The organism is Sedimentibacter sp. B4, from assembly GCF_000309315.1.
GTDB classification, from domain to species: Bacteria; Bacillota; Clostridia; order Tissierellales; family Sedimentibacteraceae; genus Sedimentibacter; species Sedimentibacter saalensis.
On the sequence record NZ_CANG01000008.1, the window covers coordinates 16,279 to 34,145 of the forward strand.

18 protein-coding genes are annotated in these 17,867 nt (G+C 36.8%); 14 read left to right on the forward strand and 4 right to left on the reverse strand.

The window, feature by feature from the left end:
* Positions 1–7 precede the first annotated feature (7 nt).
* Complete coding sequence (gene yedE, locus BN358_RS01420; protein WP_019227538.1) at positions 8–1,108, reverse strand: YedE family putative selenium transporter; 1,101 nt, start codon at positions 1,106–1,108, stop codon at positions 8–10.
* A gap of 200 nt (positions 1,109–1,308) precedes the next feature.
* Between yedE and BN358_RS01425 the strand changes: the two genes are divergently transcribed.
* The 14 genes from BN358_RS01425 (at position 1,309) to BN358_RS01490 (ending at position 14,303) form a co-directional block, all read left to right on the forward strand.
* Positions 1,309–2,037 carry a LytTR family DNA-binding domain-containing protein gene (locus tag BN358_RS01425; protein ID WP_019227539.1) on the forward strand — a complete coding sequence of 243 codons (729 nt, stop codon included), beginning with the start codon at positions 1,309–1,311 and terminating at the stop codon, positions 2,035–2,037.
* Entirely contained in the window at positions 2,027–3,325 is a 1,299-nt protein-coding gene (locus BN358_RS01430; RefSeq protein WP_019227540.1) for a sensor histidine kinase, read from the forward strand. The genes BN358_RS01425 and BN358_RS01430 overlap by 11 nt, the downstream gene beginning before the upstream one ends.
* Before the next feature lie 96 nt (positions 3,326–3,421).
* On the forward strand, positions 3,422–3,868 hold the full coding sequence (locus BN358_RS01435) for a hypothetical protein (RefSeq protein ID WP_019227541.1): 447 nt from the start codon (positions 3,422–3,424) through the stop codon (positions 3,866–3,868).
* Positions 3,865–4,134 (forward strand): DUF1905 domain-containing protein, encoded by a 270-nt coding sequence (locus BN358_RS01440; protein WP_019227542.1) that lies wholly within the window; start codon positions 3,865–3,867, stop codon positions 4,132–4,134. Before BN358_RS01435 ends, BN358_RS01440 begins: the two co-directional genes overlap by 4 nt.
* A 56-nt stretch (positions 4,135–4,190) precedes the next feature.
* Positions 4,191–6,524, forward strand: coding sequence for a DUF3160 domain-containing protein (locus BN358_RS01445; protein WP_019227543.1), 2,334 nt, complete (start codon positions 4,191–4,193; stop codon positions 6,522–6,524).
* Complete coding sequence (locus BN358_RS01450) at positions 6,521–7,273, forward strand: hypothetical protein (RefSeq protein ID WP_019227544.1); 753 nt, start codon at positions 6,521–6,523, stop codon at positions 7,271–7,273. The genes BN358_RS01445 and BN358_RS01450 overlap by 4 nt, the downstream gene beginning before the upstream one ends.
* A gap of 9 nt (positions 7,274–7,282) precedes the next feature.
* Entirely contained in the window at positions 7,283–8,527 is a 1,245-nt protein-coding gene (locus BN358_RS01455) for an efflux RND transporter periplasmic adaptor subunit (RefSeq protein ID WP_019227545.1), read from the forward strand.
* A 7-nt stretch (positions 8,528–8,534) separates the two neighbouring features.
* A complete protein-coding gene (locus BN358_RS01460) occupies positions 8,535–9,248 on the forward strand; it encodes an ABC transporter ATP-binding protein (RefSeq protein ID WP_019227546.1) in 714 nt (237 codons plus the stop codon).
* The gene (locus BN358_RS01465) at positions 9,229–10,434 is read left to right on the forward strand and encodes an ABC transporter permease (RefSeq protein WP_019227547.1); all 1,206 of its coding nucleotides are present in this window, start codon (positions 9,229–9,231) and stop codon (positions 10,432–10,434) included. Before BN358_RS01460 ends, BN358_RS01465 begins: the two co-directional genes overlap by 20 nt.
* A 15-nt stretch (positions 10,435–10,449) precedes the next feature.
* Positions 10,450–11,175 (forward strand): MBL fold metallo-hydrolase, encoded by a 726-nt coding sequence (locus BN358_RS01470; RefSeq protein ID WP_019227548.1) that lies wholly within the window; start codon positions 10,450–10,452, stop codon positions 11,173–11,175.
* A gap of 270 nt (positions 11,176–11,445) precedes the next feature.
* Complete coding sequence (locus BN358_RS01475) at positions 11,446–11,868, forward strand: SoxR reducing system RseC family protein (protein ID WP_019227549.1); 423 nt, start codon at positions 11,446–11,448, stop codon at positions 11,866–11,868.
* Between the two features lie 149 nt (positions 11,869–12,017).
* Positions 12,018–12,830, forward strand: a complete 813-nt coding sequence (locus tag BN358_RS01480) for a transporter substrate-binding domain-containing protein (RefSeq protein WP_019227550.1) — start codon at positions 12,018–12,020, stop codon at positions 12,828–12,830.
* Between the two features lie 56 nt (positions 12,831–12,886).
* Positions 12,887–13,585 (forward strand): amino acid ABC transporter permease, encoded by a 699-nt coding sequence (locus tag BN358_RS01485; RefSeq protein WP_019227551.1) that lies wholly within the window; start codon positions 12,887–12,889, stop codon positions 13,583–13,585.
* The gene (locus BN358_RS01490; RefSeq protein WP_019227552.1) at positions 13,572–14,303 is read left to right on the forward strand and encodes an amino acid ABC transporter ATP-binding protein; all 732 of its coding nucleotides are present in this window, start codon (positions 13,572–13,574) and stop codon (positions 14,301–14,303) included. The genes BN358_RS01485 and BN358_RS01490 overlap by 14 nt, the downstream gene beginning before the upstream one ends.
* 170 nt (positions 14,304–14,473) lie before the next feature.
* Here the strand turns inward: BN358_RS01490 and rbsB are convergent, their stop codons facing one another.
* The 3 genes from rbsB to BN358_RS01505 are packed head-to-tail and all read right to left on the reverse strand — an operon-like array spanning position 14,474 to position 17,857.
* Positions 14,474–15,412 carry a ribose ABC transporter substrate-binding protein RbsB gene (rbsB, locus tag BN358_RS01495; protein WP_019227553.1) on the reverse strand — a complete coding sequence of 313 codons (939 nt, stop codon included), beginning with the start codon at positions 15,410–15,412 and terminating at the stop codon, positions 14,474–14,476.
* A gap of 28 nt (positions 15,413–15,440) precedes the next feature.
* A complete protein-coding gene (gene rbsC, locus BN358_RS01500) occupies positions 15,441–16,388 on the reverse strand; it encodes a ribose ABC transporter permease (protein ID WP_019227554.1) in 948 nt (315 codons plus the stop codon).
* A complete protein-coding gene (locus BN358_RS01505) occupies positions 16,385–17,857 on the reverse strand; it encodes a sugar ABC transporter ATP-binding protein (RefSeq protein ID WP_040581875.1) in 1,473 nt (490 codons plus the stop codon). The genes rbsC and BN358_RS01505 overlap by 4 nt, the downstream gene beginning before the upstream one ends.
* Positions 17,858–17,867 lie beyond the last annotated feature (10 nt).

The following is a 17,867-nucleotide window of genomic DNA, read 5'->3' on the forward strand; positions in this document are numbered from 1 at the left end:
TTCACCTCTAATTATTTTTTTTAACAAGATCTGAGTTGGCTATGGACAATATTAACAGCATAACGAGGCATATTATTACAGCTGTCTGGCCGTTTGCTGTAGGTCCTTTTCCGCTTGAAGCTAGAGCAAAGTTGTGGCACACAGCAGCTCCTGCTATCATTCCCATAACAGTAACAGCTGAATCCGAATTTCCTTCTCCTGACAAGATAAGTTGTCTTAAAGGGCAGCCCCCCAGAAGTACTGATCCCCAGCCCACAAGAAGCATTCCCATGAAGTTCCACAATCCGTCTGTATGAGCTATGGGCTGTTCGGTGAAGCCAAGTTTGAAATTTCCCATGGCCATGTTGCCTGCAGCAGTGACAACTATTATTGCTATGAAGCCTAGGAGCAGGTAATTTTCATTGAACATAATTTTATCTCTCATACCACCAACCATACAAAGCCTTGTTTTCTGTGCAAGTGCTCCGACAACAAGACCTGCAGCCAATGATACGAGCATTGGAGCATACATGGAGCCTGGACCTTCTTTGCTGAAGAAGATAAATGCCGGAGCTAATATTAAAAGAACAAGCAGCGAAACGGCAAATGCAGGCATGATATATCCATCAAATGAAGATGTTTTGTAATTTCTTTTCAGTGTAAATCCTTTATTTAAAAATATTATTCCGACACCTATGCCGGCTGCGAAACCAACAAGTCCCACAACAGCATTCAGGTCTCCTCCTCCTATTCTCAGTACCATTCGAAGAGGGCACCCTAAAAACATCAAAGCTCCTACCATAACAGCCATACCAAGGAAAAACCTTGTAATTGGTGATGAACCTCCCTTAGACTGAAATTCTCTGCCGGCTACGGAACATATAAAAGCTCCTAAAATCAGTCCTATTATTTCTGGTCTTATGTATTGAACTATTTCTGCTCTGTGAAGCCCCAATGCTCCTGCTATGTCTCTTTCAAAACATGCAATGCAAAAACCCATGTTCTTGGGATTTCCAAGAGCAACCAGCAGCACTGCTATGAGACCCACAATACTGCCTGTTAAAATAATACCTTTTTTGCTTTCAAAAAAAGGCACTTTTTCATTTTGAATCATGTCTTCCTTTTCCATTATTTCCTCCTAATATAAGTAATTCCAACACTTGTATTATATTTCACAAAATATGGAATGTACAATAGAAATAAGTTTGGATTAATTTCTTTGTATAATAAATATTTATACCTAATCTTAATTAATTAGATGAAAAACAATTTGTATTATGATATAATTAACATCAAATAATAAAATTTTCAATTGATAGCGGGGATAGTATGTTGCGAATTGCAATTTGTGACGATGATAAAATCATATGCCAGCAGCTTGAAGATATGCTGACTGACATTGAAGAAGAGACCAATGAACAGTATGAAGTGGAAGTGTTTTATTCCGGTGAGGAACTGTACAGATATTTAAAGAAAAACAATAGATATAATCTGATTTTTTTGGATATCGAAATGCGTGATTTAAACGGAGTGGAAGTGGGCAAAAAAATCCGTGATGAAATGAACGATGAAACAACTCAGATTGTTTATATATCTGGGAGAGAAGACTATGCCATGGATTTATTTGAAGTGAGGCCTCTTAATTTTCTAATTAAACCTGTTTCGAAAAACAAGGTAGAAGCTGCTGTAAACAAAGCAATCAAAATCTTAGGTGAAAGCAAACATTTTTATGAGTATAAAAACGGTAATGTTAATTTCAGCGTTTCTGTTGGAGATATACTGTATTTTGAAAGTGACGGAAGAAAGGTAAACATCATTTTAATGGATGATGTTAAGTCGTTTTACGGCAAGCTTTCAGAAGTTGAAGAAAAATTGAGAAACCAGGATTTTATAATGATACATAAATCATATCTGATTAATTTCAACCATGTTATAGAATACACTTATGATTATGTTAAAATGTCCAACAAAGAAACACTTACAATAAGCCAGAACAACAGAAAGGCTGTTAGAGAACAGCTGCTTAGAAGGAAGCAGAGGCTGAATCATGACAAGTAGTGCCACAATAGTGTACTTGATTGTAAATTTGTTTGGTGCCTATATTATCTTCCGATTCATCAGTGTTTTTTTCGACCGTACAGGAACGGATAAAAAGATTGAATTCGTTTCATATGCAGCTTATTACTTCATAATAAACCTTTTATTTCTTGCATTTAACAATCCTGTAGTGAATGTTGCGGCTAATCTGATAATGTTTTTTCTTCTTACGTACAATTATCATTCTTCAATGAAAACAAGGCTTATTGCAGCTGTTTCTGTGTACACGGTTCTTATGATAATAGAAACACTTGTAATACTAATAATGCAGCATTTTGATGTAAGCATTATTTCCAGGGACAAGGACCTGGCCGTAATATCAGGAATGGTAAGCATTAAAATAGTTTCATACATTGTTGTGCTCTTTATTTCGAATTTTAAAATGGTTAGGAACAATATCAATGTTTCGTATCTGCACTGGCTGTCTATTTTTGTTATACCTGCAGGTACACTTGTTTCAGCTCTTATGCTTATGACACAGGTTAATCCTAATAATCTTACAGGTATGACAGCCAGCATTGTCATATTGTTCATAATTAATATTTTTGTTTTTTACCTTTATGATGCTCTCATGAAGTCTTATGACGAAAAAATGGATAAACTCATATTGCTGCAGCAAAACAATGCATATATTAAACAGCTGGATATAATAAATCAATCTCAGGAAAATATAAAAACAATAAGGCATGACATAAAAAATCATGTACTTTCACTTAAAATGCTAATTGAAGGCGGAGATAAGGAAGGTGCTTCAGATTATCTTGACACAATGATTGATTACATCAATTATTCAGGAGAATATGCAAAATCAGGAAATGCAGAATTTGACAGCATTATTAATTATAAAATAGACAAGGCAAGGATGCATGGAATAAAATCAGAAATAAACCTAAAAGTTCCGGACAAGTTGAACATAAGGCCATTTGACTTAAGCGTTGTTCTCGGAAACCTTCTTGACAATGCCATTGAAGCGGCGGCAAAAGCTGAAGAAAAGGTGGTAAGAGTTAATGCAGAGCTGGAAAGAAATGTTCTTTACATAAACATTGCAAACAGCTTTGATGGAAAGCTGAACTATAAGGACGGAAAACTTGATTCAACAAAGACAGATAAGGAAAAACATGGTATAGGACTTAACAGCGTTATGAAATCTGTTGAAAATTACAATGGTACAATGTCCATACATCACAGCGACAATATGTTTTTTGCTGATGTCTTAATATACAATTACTGCTCAGAAGCCAAGGCTTAAGTTTTTACATGAAGTCATATTAATTATTACAACTCCGCGCACATTGTAATTTTTTGTGATATAGTCAATGAGATAAATTTACAATGGAGGTATACCTTGGGAAATAATGAGTACTTTTGCAAAGTGTATACAATTGCTTTCCGATTGACAGGCGAAGAACGTATTGCCAGCCAAATGGCAGTTTTAGCAATTGAAAATACTGCACCAAAAATGAATACTGGGGACATTCCTTCAATTGTACTAAAGGATACAGCCATGGAAATATTGAAAATATTTCTTTCTGAACCTGATTTTCAAACATTTTATTTCAATAAAGCATCAAATGATATAGTATCAGAGAATTTAATGCTGCAAAAAGCCGTGTTGTCTCTTGAGCCCATAAACAGGGCTGCCATAGTGTGGCGAGACATGCTTGGTTTTAAGATCGATGATCTGGCAGTTGCAGCTAAATGTTCCAAACAAACATTGTACTGTGAACTAAACAATGCAAGAAATCATCTGAGAACTAAGCTTTTTGAGTGTTCAGAAAAGGAGATTGTATGAACGAAAAGAAGTATGAATTTGATGCAGTTATTATGAAGGTTCCGGATATTGACGGAGCCTATGTGGAATTTCCTTATGATGTAAAAAATGAATTCGGTAAGGGCAGGGTCAAGGTCCATGCTGTATTTGACGGAGTAGAATATGACGGAAGTCTTGTGAGAATGGGAACTCCTGGCCACATTATAGGACTTAAGAAAGACATACGTGCGAAAATCGGCAAACAAGCTGGAGATACGGTGCATGTAGTAATACAGGAAAGAAATTAATAGCCCGTAGTAATGGCTCTTGGCTGTATAGCATAAGCTATCAAGGGAGGTATATAGTGAAAAAGTTTACTAAATTCTTGTTTCTGCTTGTTGTTATGAGTATTGCTATAACATCATGTTCCGACAGAACAAATAAAACTGAAGACTATACTGACGAAAAACCTGAGCAGGAAGATGAAAAGCAGATTCCAACAGCTTGGAACCTTGATATTTCTTTGTACAACGTTAAGGTACCCTATGATCTTCCGGATTTTAAACCTCAGGCTGAAGAAGTGAGACTTAACCAAGATTTGGTTGAGCTTTTCAATGCCGGGCAGTTTGAAGGCTTTACTGACAATCAGAAAACTGCAATTTATCAGGATGGTTTTGTGGTTTTAAAACCAAGCTATGAAGCTTTAAAGATGCATCATTTGTACGAAAGTTCTCTTTACAAGCAAATCCCAACTTTCATAACAGTTGATTCCGCACTTCATATGTACCGACTTTATTTTGACAATTCGCTGAAAATGGTGGAATCATCAGTTCTATATGAAAAGCTTGAAAACATTTCGAAAAACATGCTCATTGAAAGCATTGAAGCATACAAAGATGAAAAGCTTAGTAATATGAGAGAAGAACTTAAATCTGTTGCAGCTTATTTTTTGACTGCAGACATGCTGCTTGACATAGATACCTCGTCCATTGATGTTCCAGAAGAAGTTATTTCTCTTGCACAAAAAGAAACAAATCTTATAGTTGCAGCAGAAGGATATTCAAAATCACCCATAACTAATAAAGATCTTGATTATTCCCAGTTCACAGTTCGAGGACATTATGCAGGCAATGAGAAACTTGAAAAATATTTTAAAGCAATGATGTGGTATGGATTGTGCGGCTTTCCTATTTTTGATGAAACAAAAATAGAGCCTGAGCTTGACATGGAAAATCTTACAATTGCAATGACAATCACATGCCTTGCACTGGAAAAGGAAGAAATCTTCAAGGACTTTGAAAACATATATTCCACAACTGCTCTTTACACAGGAATGTCTGATGATTTGGGTTTGTTTGAATTGAGGGATATGGTAGTTAAAGTGTACGGAGCTGACCCGGACTTGAACAAATTCAAAGACAGCTCATACAATGATGATCTTCTTAAGGCTGCTCTTCTTCTTCCACAGCCTCAAATAAAGCCTAAATATACAGAGTCTACAGCCCCTGCGGGCAGGCAGTTCCGCTTCATGGGCCAAAGATATTCATTTGATGCAGAATCTCTTCAAAATCTCATGGAACCAATACAGCGTCCTGTACCTTCAGGACTTGATGTTGTTGCATCTCTTGGAAGTGAAAGAGCTGAAGAAATTCTTGATAAGTACTATCAGCCTAAAATAAAGTGGAACAAGTACGAATACAATTTAAATCTGCTTAGACAAAAACAAGAAGGTTTTACAACTGATGATTGGCAGAAGGATTTGTACAAAGGCTGGCTATGGACCATAAAATCTTCAGCTGCAAATTATGAAAAAACAGATGGAATGCCAAAGTTCATGAGAAGTGAAAAATGGACTGACAAGAATATTCACACTGCACTTGGAAGTTACGCAGAACTTAAGCATGACACAATTTTATACATGAAACAGGCTGTTGCAGAAATGGGGGGAGGACCTGACTTAAGCATTCCTTACAATTATGTTGAGCCTAACGCAGAAGTATATGCAAGTCTAAAATGGCTTACTGAGTATACAAAAGAACACCTTAGAATCAGGAATATGTTAAATGAACAATCGGCTAATGTTCTTGACAGCATCATAGAAATGCAGGAAGTTCTGATGAACGTATCCGTAAAGGAACTTACAAACCAGGAAATTACAGCTGAAGAAAATGATATGCTCTATACATACGGGGGAAGAATCGACAGCATGGTTCAGATAATGAACTACATGATGTGGGAAAAAAATATTGATGCAGGAAATGATTATACTACAGCTATTGTTGCAGACATAGCAACAATTGCTCCAAATTCACTTTACCCTGCATCAAATTATCTTGAAATAGGAAATGGACTGCCTCTTGAAATTTATGTTGTATGCCGCACAAACGGAAAGACGTATCTTGCCAGGGGTGCTCTTTTCAACTATTATGAATTCTTGTCCCATGAAAGACTTACGGACTTAAAATGGCATAACATGCTTGGCATTAGAAAGGTTGTTATGGCATTAAATCCTGCAACGGGCCAGTATGAAGAAACAGATATTGAGTCGCTTCCAAACTCAGATTACTATGAAATTATTGAAATTGAAGAACCTGATCTACCTGTAGTTTCAAAGCCGGAGTGGACAAATTCGTTTGTTTCCACAGAAAGCAACAATGTTTCAATTAAAGAAAATATGGAGCTTGACTGGTTAAAATGACAAAGAAACTCACAATTTTAATATTTTCATCGCTTGTGGCTGTCTGGTTTTTTACAAGGCAGCCTGAGTTATGCATTGAAGAAGATGGAGTAACATATAATTTATTTGAAGCTGGCGGATATATTTATTCAATGCACAATCTTAGTATAGAAAAATTAATTGAAGAAAGACTGTTTGATTATAACTTTTATGATATTGACAGCGACAAAGACGATGAAATCATTGCTCTGACAAAGACAAAACATGCTGTTTTTTATGACGTGAAAATTTCAGCAGGAAAGATTATTGCCGAGGAAATTTTCAGGGAAGATTTTTCTGATATATTGCCATGGAATATTGAAGCATGTAATCTTGACAATGATAGTATGTCTGACATATTTATAGGCGTCGAGAAAGAAACGGTGTTTTATAATAATGTCATGAGAAGACCGTTTTTTTATTCCTGGGATGGAGAAAAACTAAATAAGAAATGGTTGGGTTCATTTTTTAGTTCGTGGCAATTAAAAGACATAGCATTTGGAGATTATTTCGGACTTGGATTTGATGTAGCAGCAGTGCTTGAAGAAAATGAAGACGGTGAATGCAGAATTAGCTTTTACAATTTTGTAGGCTTTGGCTTTGAAAATATGAAAATAGACAACACATACCGGAATATTAAGGCAATAAACACCGTGAAACAAGATAACATGGATTATTTAAAGCTTGATTTTACCGGATTTAAAAATAGTGTTAAATTGAATTATAATTAGGAGAGGGAAATGAAAAAAATATTTACACGAAAAAAAATAGTGATTTTACTTATTGTTTTAGCTGCAGTAATAGTGGTATTCAACATGCTGAACAATTCAAAGACAGAGGATGTGTTTGTTGCAAATGTTGCACCTCTTGAGAAAAAGACCATTGAACAGATCATATCTGTTAAGGCACCTTTGGAAGGTATAGAAAAGGCTGATGTTGTTTCGGCGCTTAACTATGAAATTATAGACATAAAGGTTAAGGAAGGCGACATTGTCAAGAAGGACCAGGTTCTTGCAGTTCTTGACAGCGAAGAGCTTGAAAAACAAATCAAGACAGAAGAAAATCAAATCGAGCTTACATATCTTCAGCAGCAGGAGAAGCTGAAATCCCTGCAGCTTGAGTATGACAAGGCAGTCCTGGAACTTGAAAATGTGAAAGACAGCTATGAAAGCAACAAGGCTCTTTTCGAAAATGATATAATAACGGAAGAGAACTTTAAAAAAATAGAAACAAGTCTTGTGGAAGCTAGAAAAAATGTTGAAGGATATAATGCTGTAAACGGAAAGGTGTCTTTAAGCAGCGCTGAAGAAAAACAACTTGAAATACAAAGACAGCAGCTTGAAGAGAAAAAAGAAGACCTTGATAAAATATACATAAAAAGTCCTATTGACGGAACAGTCACTAGAGTCAATGTAAACATAGGAAGATATGCAAAGGACACAGAGGACGAAAAAGCCATGTTTGTTGTTGAAAATCTTCAAAATCTACAGATGAAAGTATCCATAAGCGAATTTGACATTGGAAAAATCAAGAACGGTCAGACTGTTAAAGTTTATTCTGATATTCTTGGAAACGAGTTTGCTGAAGGGACAGTTGCAAGAATTTCACCTACAGCTGAGCAAAAGGACAGCAACAATATGGAAAGAGTAATTCCTGTATTAATTGATATTGTTAAAAAACCTGACACCCTTATAGCTGGAGTAATTGCATCTGCCAAAATCAATGTTGACAAGTCAGAAAATGTTTTTGCTGTTCCAGCCGGAGCAATTCTGCAGGATGAAAATGAAAATCATAAAATTTTTATCCTGAATGATGACAAGACTGTTAAATCCGTTGCTGTTGAAATTGGTCTTGAAACAGACTTGGAAACTGAAATATGGGGAGAAGGTCTTCAAGAAGGAATGAATGTTGTGGTGAATCCCGACAACACATTGACTGACGGCATGGCAGCATCACTTAACGAAGAAAATAAAGAAGACAAATAGGTGCCCTATGGAAAAGTTAATCAGCATCGTAAATTTAAATAAAATATACAAAACAGGATCTGTTGAAGTTCATGCTTTAAAAAACGTGAACCTTGAAATAGAAAAGGGAGAATTTATTGCTATAATGGGACATTCAGGCTCAGGAAAGTCAACGCTCATGAATATTTTAGGCTGCCTGGACAGGCCCACAACCGGCAAATATTATCTTGACGGACTCGAAATAGAAAAACAAAATACAGATGAGCTGTCTCTCATTAGAAATAAAAAAATTGGTTTTGTTTTTCAGGCATTCAATCTCATTCCACGAACCAATGTTATAAGAAATGTTGAACTTCCTATGATTTATGCAAAGATAAAGACATCAGAAAGGCATGAAAGAGCACTTGAGCTTCTTAATAAAGTTGGTCTTGGAGAAAGGATAGACCACCTTCCAAATGAACTTTCAGGGGGGCAAAAACAAAGAGCTGCCATTGCAAGAGCCCTGGCAAATCATCCTCCCATAATACTTGCAGACGAACCAACAGGAAATCTGGATACACAGTCTTCGGAAGAAATAATAAACATATTCAAGGAGCTCAATAAGGAAGGAAACACTATTATACTGGTAACACACGAAGCAGACATTGCAGAACATGCAAAAAGAGTTATAATGTTCAAAGATGGTGAAATTATAAAAGACAGCAGGAAGGAAGGTGAATATAATGTGGCTGGAGAACATTAAAATAGCATTCCGGTCTATTCTTTCAAATAAAATGCGTTCGCTCCTTACCATGCTTGGAATAATAATTGGAATAAGCTCAGTAATTGCAATAGTTTCAATAGGAGACAGCATGAAGGGAGTTATGGATGACATATACAAGGGAATAGGCAAAAACAGAGCAGTCCTTTATGTGGGCAACATTGACGACTTCAGGTCCACTGACTTTTTCTACTTCGATGACATTGAGCTGCTAAAGGAAAGGTTTGGGGATAAAATTGAATACCTAGGCATTAACGAAAATTTAAGAAGTGATGTTACAATTAAAAAAAACACTGTGAAACTTAGAATGGCATGCGTGGATTATGGATATGACAGCGTGCAGGAAGTGAAAATGCTTTACGGCAGAATGATAAACAAAAACGATGTTGACAGGAAATCAAGAGTGATTGTGCTTGAGCAAAATGCTGCTGTAAAGATGTTTGGAAAAGAAAATGCAACCGGAATGACAGCGCGGGTTAAAATTGACAACAGCATGGAAGACCTTTTGGTGGTTGGAGTATACAAAGAAGAAAAATCACCGGTTCTGTCTCTTCTTCAGGGGCAGGATGAATATGTGGATAGTTTTGTGCCATATACCATGGCATTTTCGTCAGCCTACGGTTTTTACAGCCTTGATGTGTTTGTTGCTGAAAAATATTCCGTTGAACAGTCTGGAGATGAAATGCTTAACTTCATTGCAAATTTGAAAAACAGAAATCCTGAAAATTACACATTTTACACTGTTGAAGAAGATCAGGCACAGGTTGACAGCATTGTTGGAGGAATGTCCATAGCAGTTGCCTGCATAGCTGCCATATCCCTGCTTGTTGGGGGCATAGGAATAATGAACATCATGCTTGTATCAGTTACAGAAAGAACCAGAGAAATAGGAATTAAAAAAGCCCTTGGGGCCAGGACGAAAGACGTTCTCTTTCAGTTTTTAATAGAATCTGCAACTCTTTCAGCCATAGGCGGTATTGCAGGAACAGCATTTGGCATCGGGCTTGTAATGATTGGAGGCTCTTTTATTTCCATACCAATAGTTGTAAATCCAGTATCTGTTGTTGCAGCAGTTGCTTTTGCCATGATAATCGGCATATTTTTTGGGTACTATCCTGCGAGAAAGGCTGCAAAGGCAGATCCCATAGAAGCACTGAGATATGAATAAAGTTAAGGAGATAATATGCTTAGAAAATTAACAGATAAAATATATTACCTGCCATTTAATGAGGAAACTGACAGACCGATATTAGGTTATGTAAAGGGAGAAAAATATTCTCTCATGGTTGATGCAGGAAATTCGAAGAAACATGTTGAATTATTCATGGAGGAAATTAAAAAAGAAAATCTCAAATATCCGGATTTTGTTGTCATAACACATTCACATTGGGATCACACATATGGCATGAAGTATGTTGATGTACCAAGCATTGTATGCAGGAGAACAAACGAGTATCTTGAAAATATGAGCAAGTGGCAGTGGTCTGATAAAGCAATGGAAGAAAGACTTAAGTCCGGAGAAGACATAGAGTTTTGTGATACAATGATACGCAGGGAATATCCTGACAGGAAAGAAATAAACGTTACAACTGCTGACATTGTGTTTGAAGAAAATTTGAGCATAAATCTGGGTGGTATTGTTGCCCAAGCAATGAAGCTTGACAGCTCACATGCCGATGACTGCGTTGTTGTATTCATTCCGGAGGAAAAAACAATATTCATAGGTGATATCATAAGCGAGGATTTCCATCACGGAGAGCCTGTCTATTACAAACATAAGCTATTAAGCCTTACTGAAAAGTTCAAGGAACTTGAATTTGAAACTGCATTGTTTGGTCACATGGAGCCTTTTGAAAAGAGTGAGCTCATAAACTGGTTGAATGAAGTTCAAATTGAAATAGTAGAATAAAAAGAACTGAAGTCCAAAGACTATTGATAAACCTGATTTTCACAAACCGTAGGGGCGGATCTTGTATCCGCCCGTGTTATTAAGCCAATAATTTTGTTATCTTCGGGAGGACAGTAGTCCTCTACTAGATTATTGAAACAACTTTGTCATAAAAGGACTTAAGTCCTTTTTTATTTGTTACAATTTTTTAAAATTTGAAATGTTAGAAACAGGGTAAAAATATTCTCATAGCTTTAATACTTTTTAATAATTATCGAAAGGAAAAATTTAATGGCTCTCATAGGCAAAATTGAAAAAAAGAAAGGCACAACTGCAACCATATACATTAAAAAAGTGCTCCCTTGCGGTGATAACTGCAGAAATTGTTCCGCCGGCTGCAAACACTATTCTACACGCATAGAAAAGCATGTTGAAGACAATGTTAAAGAAGGAGATTATGTTGAAATAATTGCAGAAGGCGAAGTTACTGCAAAAAGCAGTGCCATGCTCTATGCCCTGTCTGCATCACTTGTAGTAACATCCGTGGTAGTTGTACAGTTGCTGCCGGGACTAAAGAACAAAGAAGGTTTTTCTGCTCTGGCAGTAATAGTCTCCCTCATAGCAGCACAGCTTTTTATAAAGTTGAACGATAAACATAAAATGCAAAAAAATTCAGAAAAGTTTAAAATTGGAAAACGAATTAATGAAAAATAAACTGCATTTTCAATGAACATTTATTAAGTATAAGAATACATCAAGAGAATAAATATATATTTATACAAAAATATGATAAAATATTTGACACAGGCTCCAAAAAGTGATACCATACGTTTATCGTAAAAATTACATTCTTGGAGGAAAAAATGAAAAAAGTATTATCGGTATTATTGATTGTAACAATGATTTTTGCATTAACTACAGGCTGCAGTTCAAAGACAACTGAACAAACAGCAGAAAATACAACAAATCAGGAAACTGCTGCACCGACAGAAGACAACACTTTGGTAATGTATACAAATGCGGAATTTCCGCCGTTTGAATATTTTGAAGGCGAAAAAATAGTAGGCGTTGATGTTGACATTGCAAATGAAATTGCAAAAGACATGGGAAAAGAATTAGTTGTTAAGCACATAGACTTTTCAAGCATAATTCCGGCAGTTTTAAATGATAAGGCTGACTTTGGAGCAGCGGGAATGACAATCACTGCTGAAAGACAGGAACAAGTTGACTTTTCAATCAGTTATGTTGAATCAATTCAGCACATCATATCTAAAAAAGACGCTGAGATATTGGACATGGAAGGCTTAAAAGGTAAGAAAATAGGCGTACAGCTGGGAACAACCGGTGACCTTGCCATATCAGATGCTGTTAATCTTCCGGAAGGGGAACTGTACAATTCAGGTGCTGAAGTGAAAACATATAAAAATGCACTTGAAGCATCCCAGGACCTGCTTGCAGGAAGAGTTGATGCAGTGGTAATAGACAAGCTGCCTGCAGAAGAAATTGTAAATGGCAATGAAGGTCTTAAATCTGTAGTATTCGGGGATATCAGCGAAGCTTACGGCATATGTGTCAAAAAAGGAAACGATGAACTTTTAAACTCAATAAACTCAACACTTCAGAGATTGCTTGACGAGGGCAAAATCGCAGAGTTCATAGAAAATCATTCAAAATAATAGATGCTTAAAGGCGATAATTTGTTATTATCGCTTTTTTTTCAACAGGAGGCACCATGACAAAATTAGAAAATTTTATAAACAGTTTTAATAAAACATTTATTGTTGAGAGTAGATACAAGCTATTTGCTTCTGGTATATCCAACACTATTTTTATTGCTTTTTTTGCAACTCTCATGGGAATAGCCATAGGACTTTTTATTGCCATGGTAAAAACAACTGCAAAAAACAACAGAAAGCTTTTTGTTCTTGATAAAATCTGCAGCCTTTATGTCACTGTTATAAGAGGAACACCAGTTGTTGTTCAGCTTCTTATTATGTACTATGTGATTTTTGTCAACATAGACAACAGCATATTAGTTGCAATACTCACGTTTGGCATCAATTCAGGTGCATATGTTTCTGAAATTGCCAGGGCAGGAATAGAATCAGTTGACAAAGGGCAGATTGAAGCAGGCATGTCCCTGGGGCTGGACAGAAAGAAGACCATGATTTACATCATATTTCCACAGGCGCTTAAAAATATTCTGCCTGCATTGGGGAATGAGTTCATTGCCCTATTAAAAGAAACTTCAGTTGCAGGATATGTTCCCATCATAGATCTTACAAAGGCAGGAGACATAGTGAGAAGCAGGACATGGGAGCCGTTTTTTCCGCTGTATTCAGTTGCATTGTTTTACTTGGTAATGGTAGTAGGACTTACTGCAGTGCAGAAAAGGCTTGAAAGGAGGTTGTCTGAAAGTGATAGAAATTAAAAATATTAGAAAAAACTTTGGTAAAAATGAAGTTTTAAAAAATATAAACACTGAGATAAAAAAAGGGGACAAGGTTGTAATAATAGGCCCTTCAGGTTCAGGAAAGAGCACGCTTTTAAGATGTATGAACCTTCTTGAAACACCTACATCAGGCAGCATCATTTTTCAAGGAGACCACATAACTGATAAAAAAACTGACATAAATAAGATCAGGCAAAGAATGGGAATGGTTTTTCAGCACTTCAATTTATTTCCTCATCTTACGGTATTGGAAAACATAGTGCTGGCACCTGTTAAATTAAATCTTCAGACAAAGGAAGAAGCAAAAGAAAATGCTCTGAAACTGCTTGAAAGAATAGGATTGTCTGATAAAAAAGATGAATATCCTGCATTGCTTTCAGGAGGACAGAAACAAAGAATTGCCATAGTGCGCTCTCTTGCCATGAAACCTGAAATAATGCTGTTTGATGAACCTACATCGGCTCTTGACCCTGAGATGATTGGAGAGGTTTTAAAGCTCATGAAGGATCTTGCTGAGGACGGAATGACAATGGTTGTTGTTACTCATGAAATGGGTTTTGCAAAAAGCGTTGCAAACAGAATTTTGTTCATGGATGAAGGGCAGATTCTTGAAGAAAACAATCCGCAGGATTTCTTTTCAAATCCAGTACATGACCGTTCAAAGGAATTTCTTTCTAAAATATTGTACAACATTTAATTAGAAAGACTATTGACAAACCCTGGCGCAGTCATCCTGAACGATAGTGAAGGATCTCATCTTTATTGAAAACCTGAGATTCTTCGGGCTAAGCCCTCAGAATGACAACCTCGAAAGTTACTTTGTCATCAAACAAAAAAAGGAGACTTGCGTCTCCTTTTTTGTGTAATTTATTTTTTTGTAACAAGCTGCAGTGCTACGGGTATAGATTTTTCAACTGTTTCGCCATTTAATAATTTAATTGCTGTGTCAACTCCCAATGATCCGATTTCTTTTGGTAGTTGTTCAACTGTTGCTGCCATTTTACCGCTTTCAACTGCAGCTTTAGCATCGTCAGTAGCATCGAATCCAACTACTATTATTTCTCTTCCTGAAGCTTTTATAGCTTCAAGTGCTCCTAAAGCCATTTCATCATTGTGTGCAAATACAGCATCTATTTCAGGTTGTGCCTGAAGAATATTTTCCATAACGGTCAAACCTTCTGCTCTGTCGAAGTTAGCAGTTTGCTTAGCAACTACTTCAATGTCGCTTTCAGCTATTGCAGCATTGAAGCCTTCGCCTCTTTCTCTTGCTGCAGAAGCACCAGGTACTCCCTCAAGTTCAACAACATTTCCTTTTCCGCCTAATAATTCTACTATGTATTCTCCGGCAAGTTTTCCACCAGCTACGTTGTCAGATGCGATGTGAGATACTACTTCGCCACCGTTAGCGCTTCTGTCAAGAGTGATAACAGGTATTCCTGCCTTGTTGGCAGCTTCAACTGCACTCTTTACAGCATCTGAATCTGTAGGATTGATGAGGATTAAATCAACGCCTTGATTGATTAAATCTTCCACGTTTGACATTTCAGTTGCTGAATCATCCTGTGAATCCAAAGTTACAAGTGTTGCACCAAGCTCTTGAGCTTTTGCCTTTGCTCCTGCTTCAAGGTCAACAAAGAACGGGTTGTTCAAAGTTGAAATTGCAAGACCAATTGTTTTTGCTTCTTCAGCAGGCTGTTCATTTCCTGCAGGCTTTTCAGGTGCAGGTTGTTCCTGTGTGTTAGCGCATCCCACAAATAATGACATTATCATTATTGATGCTACTACAAGACTTAATAATTTTTTCATGATACTCCTCCATATAATATTTTTTTTACTACCTTGATGATTTTTGTTTTCTATCTAATAAAACGGCAATAAGTATTACTATACCTTTTGCAACGTCTTGATAGTAAGATGATACTTTCATGAGGTTAAGAGCATTGTTCAGAACGCCGATTATCAGTGCTCCAATTGCTGTTCCTCCAATTGTTCCTATGCCTCCTGCCATGCTTGTTCCTCCGAGAACAACAGCAGCAATGGCATCAAGTTCATATCCGGCACCTGCAGTTGGCTGAGCAGAACCAAGTCTAGCTGTGAGAAGAATTCCTGCAAGAGCTGCCATCATTCCTGATACAGCATACACAAAACGCTTAACACGTGCTGTCTTAATGCCAGAATACATTGTTGCTTCCTCATTTGATCCTGTTGCATAAATATATCTTCCTATGCGTGTGTGGTTTAATATGTAGTAAGCTACAATGAAAACCAATATCATGATGTAAACAGGAATCGGTATTGGACCTAAAAAACCTGTTCCTATTTCTGAAAAATATTCAGAAGATGGAGTATTTCCTGTGCTTATAGGACGACCCTGGGTGAATACAAGTATTGCTCCTCTTAAAAGTGTCACGGTTCCTAACGTGGCAATGAAAGGTTGAAGGCCTCCTGTTGTTATTAATGTTCCGTTTAAATAACCTATGGCTGTTCCAAGCACCAAGACTGTGAGGACTGCAAGCACAACATTTGTTCCTGAAGAAACCATTGTAGCTGCAATGGCTCCGCAAAGCCCGAGAACAGAACCTACAGACAAATCAATGCCTCCAATTAAGATGGCAAATGTCATTCCTGTTGCAATTACAGCATTAATGGAAGTTTGCCTAAGCACTGTCAATATATTGCTCCATGAAAGAAACCTGGGGTTTAAAAGAGCTATTGCAACAGAAGTTGCAATAAGCACAATCAGAGGTTTGTTTTTCAGAAACTTTTTAAAATTGTTCATCATATTACATCCTTTCCTACTGCAAGAGTCATTATGCTTTCCTGTGTAGCTTCATCTCTATCCAGAAAACCTGAAACACGGCCTTCGTGCATTACCATTATTCTATCCGAAATTCCAAGAACTTCAGGAATGTCTGAAGATACCATGATGATGCTCATGCCTTCAGATTTAAACTTGTTTATAAGGTCATAAATTTCCTTTTTTGCCCCGACGTCAACGCCTCTTGTGGGCTCATCCAGTATAAGTATTTTAGGATTTGTCATAAGACTCTTAGCTATAGATACCTTCTGCTGGTTGCCTCCGCTTAAAAACCTCAGCTGCTGCTTTGTTCCGGAAGTCTTAATTGACATTTTTTTAATATATTCTTTTGATGATATTTCTTCTTTAGATTTGCTTACATAACCCAGAGGTCCTTTGAAAAGCTCAAGGGAAGAAAGTGTTATATTTTCGCGGACGTTCATTCCTGTTATAATTCCGTTGGCCTTTCTGTCTTCTGTAACATAGGCTATTCCATGCTTCAGTGAATCCAAAGGAGAATTTATTTTTATTTTTTCCCCATTTAAGTAAACAGAACCTTTTGCAGGATAAATGCCGTAAATGCTTCTCATTAGCTCTGTTCTTTCAGAACCCATTAGGCCTGCAACACCCAGAGTTTCTCCTTTTTTAAGAGAAAAGCAAATATCTTTCACAAACTGATTGGACAAATTTTCAACTTTAAGTATTTCTTCAAATGGTTCAGTTTCAATTCTTGGGTATTGCTCACTTAGTTTTCTTCCTACCATCATTTCTATGATTTTATCTTCATCCAGATTTTCGATGGATTCTTCACCGATAAGCTCGCCGTCTCTTAAAACAGTTACATCATCGCATATTTCAAAAATTTCATGAAGTCTGTGGGAAATGTATACTATACTTTTGCCGCTCTTTTTCAAATCTTTTATAACTTCAAAAAGCTTGTCGGTTTCTGCTGGAGTAAGGGCTCCCGTAGGTTCATCCATTATAATAACTTTTGCATCAATGGAAAGAGCTTTAGCTATTTCTACAAGCTGCTGCTTTCCAACACTTATATTTTTAACAAGTTCTCTTGGATCTTCCTTCAGGCCAAGTTTATCCAACCAGTATCCTGCATCCTTGTGGAGTTTGTTCCAAGTTATTCTTTTTCTCCCAGAGACAGGCTCTCTTCCCAAATAAATATTCTCTCCTATGGAAAGATCCTTTACAAGGTTGAGTTCCTGATGAATTATTGCTATTCCTTTTGATTGAGAAGCACTGGTATCGGGAAAATTTACCGATTCATTTTCCAGGAAAATTTCACCCTGGGTCTTTAAATATACTCCTGTAAGTATTTTCATCAGCGTTGATTTTCCTGCTCCATTTTCACCCACAAGTGCCATTACACTGCCTTTGTATATGTTGAAGCTTACATCTTTCAAAACCTTTACTCCTGAAAAATCCTTGCTTATATGCTGCATGGATACTACA

What these genes read in the sequence shown, in the direction of transcription:
- BN358_RS01455 (WP_019227545.1), top strand. Translation starts at nt 7,283, where the DNA reads ATGAAAAAAATATTTACACGAAAAAAAATAGTGATTTTACTTATTGTT.
- BN358_RS01440 (WP_019227542.1), top strand. Translation starts at nt 3,865, where the DNA reads ATGAACGAAAAGAAGTATGAATTTGATGCAGTTATTATGAAGGTTCCG.
- BN358_RS01425 (WP_019227539.1), top strand. Translation starts at nt 1,309, where the DNA reads ATGTTGCGAATTGCAATTTGTGACGATGATAAAATCATATGCCAGCAG.
- BN358_RS01450 (WP_019227544.1), top strand. Translation starts at nt 6,521, where the DNA reads ATGACAAAGAAACTCACAATTTTAATATTTTCATCGCTTGTGGCTGTC.
- rbsB (WP_019227553.1), bottom strand. Translation starts at nt 15,412, where the DNA reads ATGAAAAAATTATTAAGTCTTGTAGTAGCATCAATAATGATAATGTCA.
- BN358_RS01470 (WP_019227548.1), top strand. Translation starts at nt 10,450, where the DNA reads ATGCTTAGAAAATTAACAGATAAAATATATTACCTGCCATTTAATGAG.
- BN358_RS01460 (WP_019227546.1), top strand. Translation starts at nt 8,535, where the DNA reads ATGGAAAAGTTAATCAGCATCGTAAATTTAAATAAAATATACAAAACA.
- yedE (WP_019227538.1), bottom strand. Translation starts at nt 1,108, where the DNA reads ATGGAAAAGGAAGACATGATTCAAAATGAAAAAGTGCCTTTTTTTGAA.
- rbsC (WP_019227554.1), bottom strand. Translation starts at nt 16,388, where the DNA reads ATGATGAACAATTTTAAAAAGTTTCTGAAAAACAAACCTCTGATTGTG.
- BN358_RS01485 (WP_019227551.1), top strand. Translation starts at nt 12,887, where the DNA reads ATGACAAAATTAGAAAATTTTATAAACAGTTTTAATAAAACATTTATT.
- BN358_RS01480 (WP_019227550.1), top strand. Translation starts at nt 12,018, where the DNA reads ATGAAAAAAGTATTATCGGTATTATTGATTGTAACAATGATTTTTGCA.
- BN358_RS01475 (WP_019227549.1), top strand. Translation starts at nt 11,446, where the DNA reads ATGGCTCTCATAGGCAAAATTGAAAAAAAGAAAGGCACAACTGCAACC.
- BN358_RS01430 (WP_019227540.1), top strand. Translation starts at nt 2,027, where the DNA reads ATGACAAGTAGTGCCACAATAGTGTACTTGATTGTAAATTTGTTTGGT.
- BN358_RS01465 (WP_019227547.1), top strand. Translation starts at nt 9,229, where the DNA reads ATGTGGCTGGAGAACATTAAAATAGCATTCCGGTCTATTCTTTCAAAT.
- BN358_RS01505 (WP_040581875.1), bottom strand. Translation starts at nt 17,857, where the DNA reads ATGCAGCATATAAGCAAGGATTTTTCAGGAGTAAAGGTTTTGAAAGAT.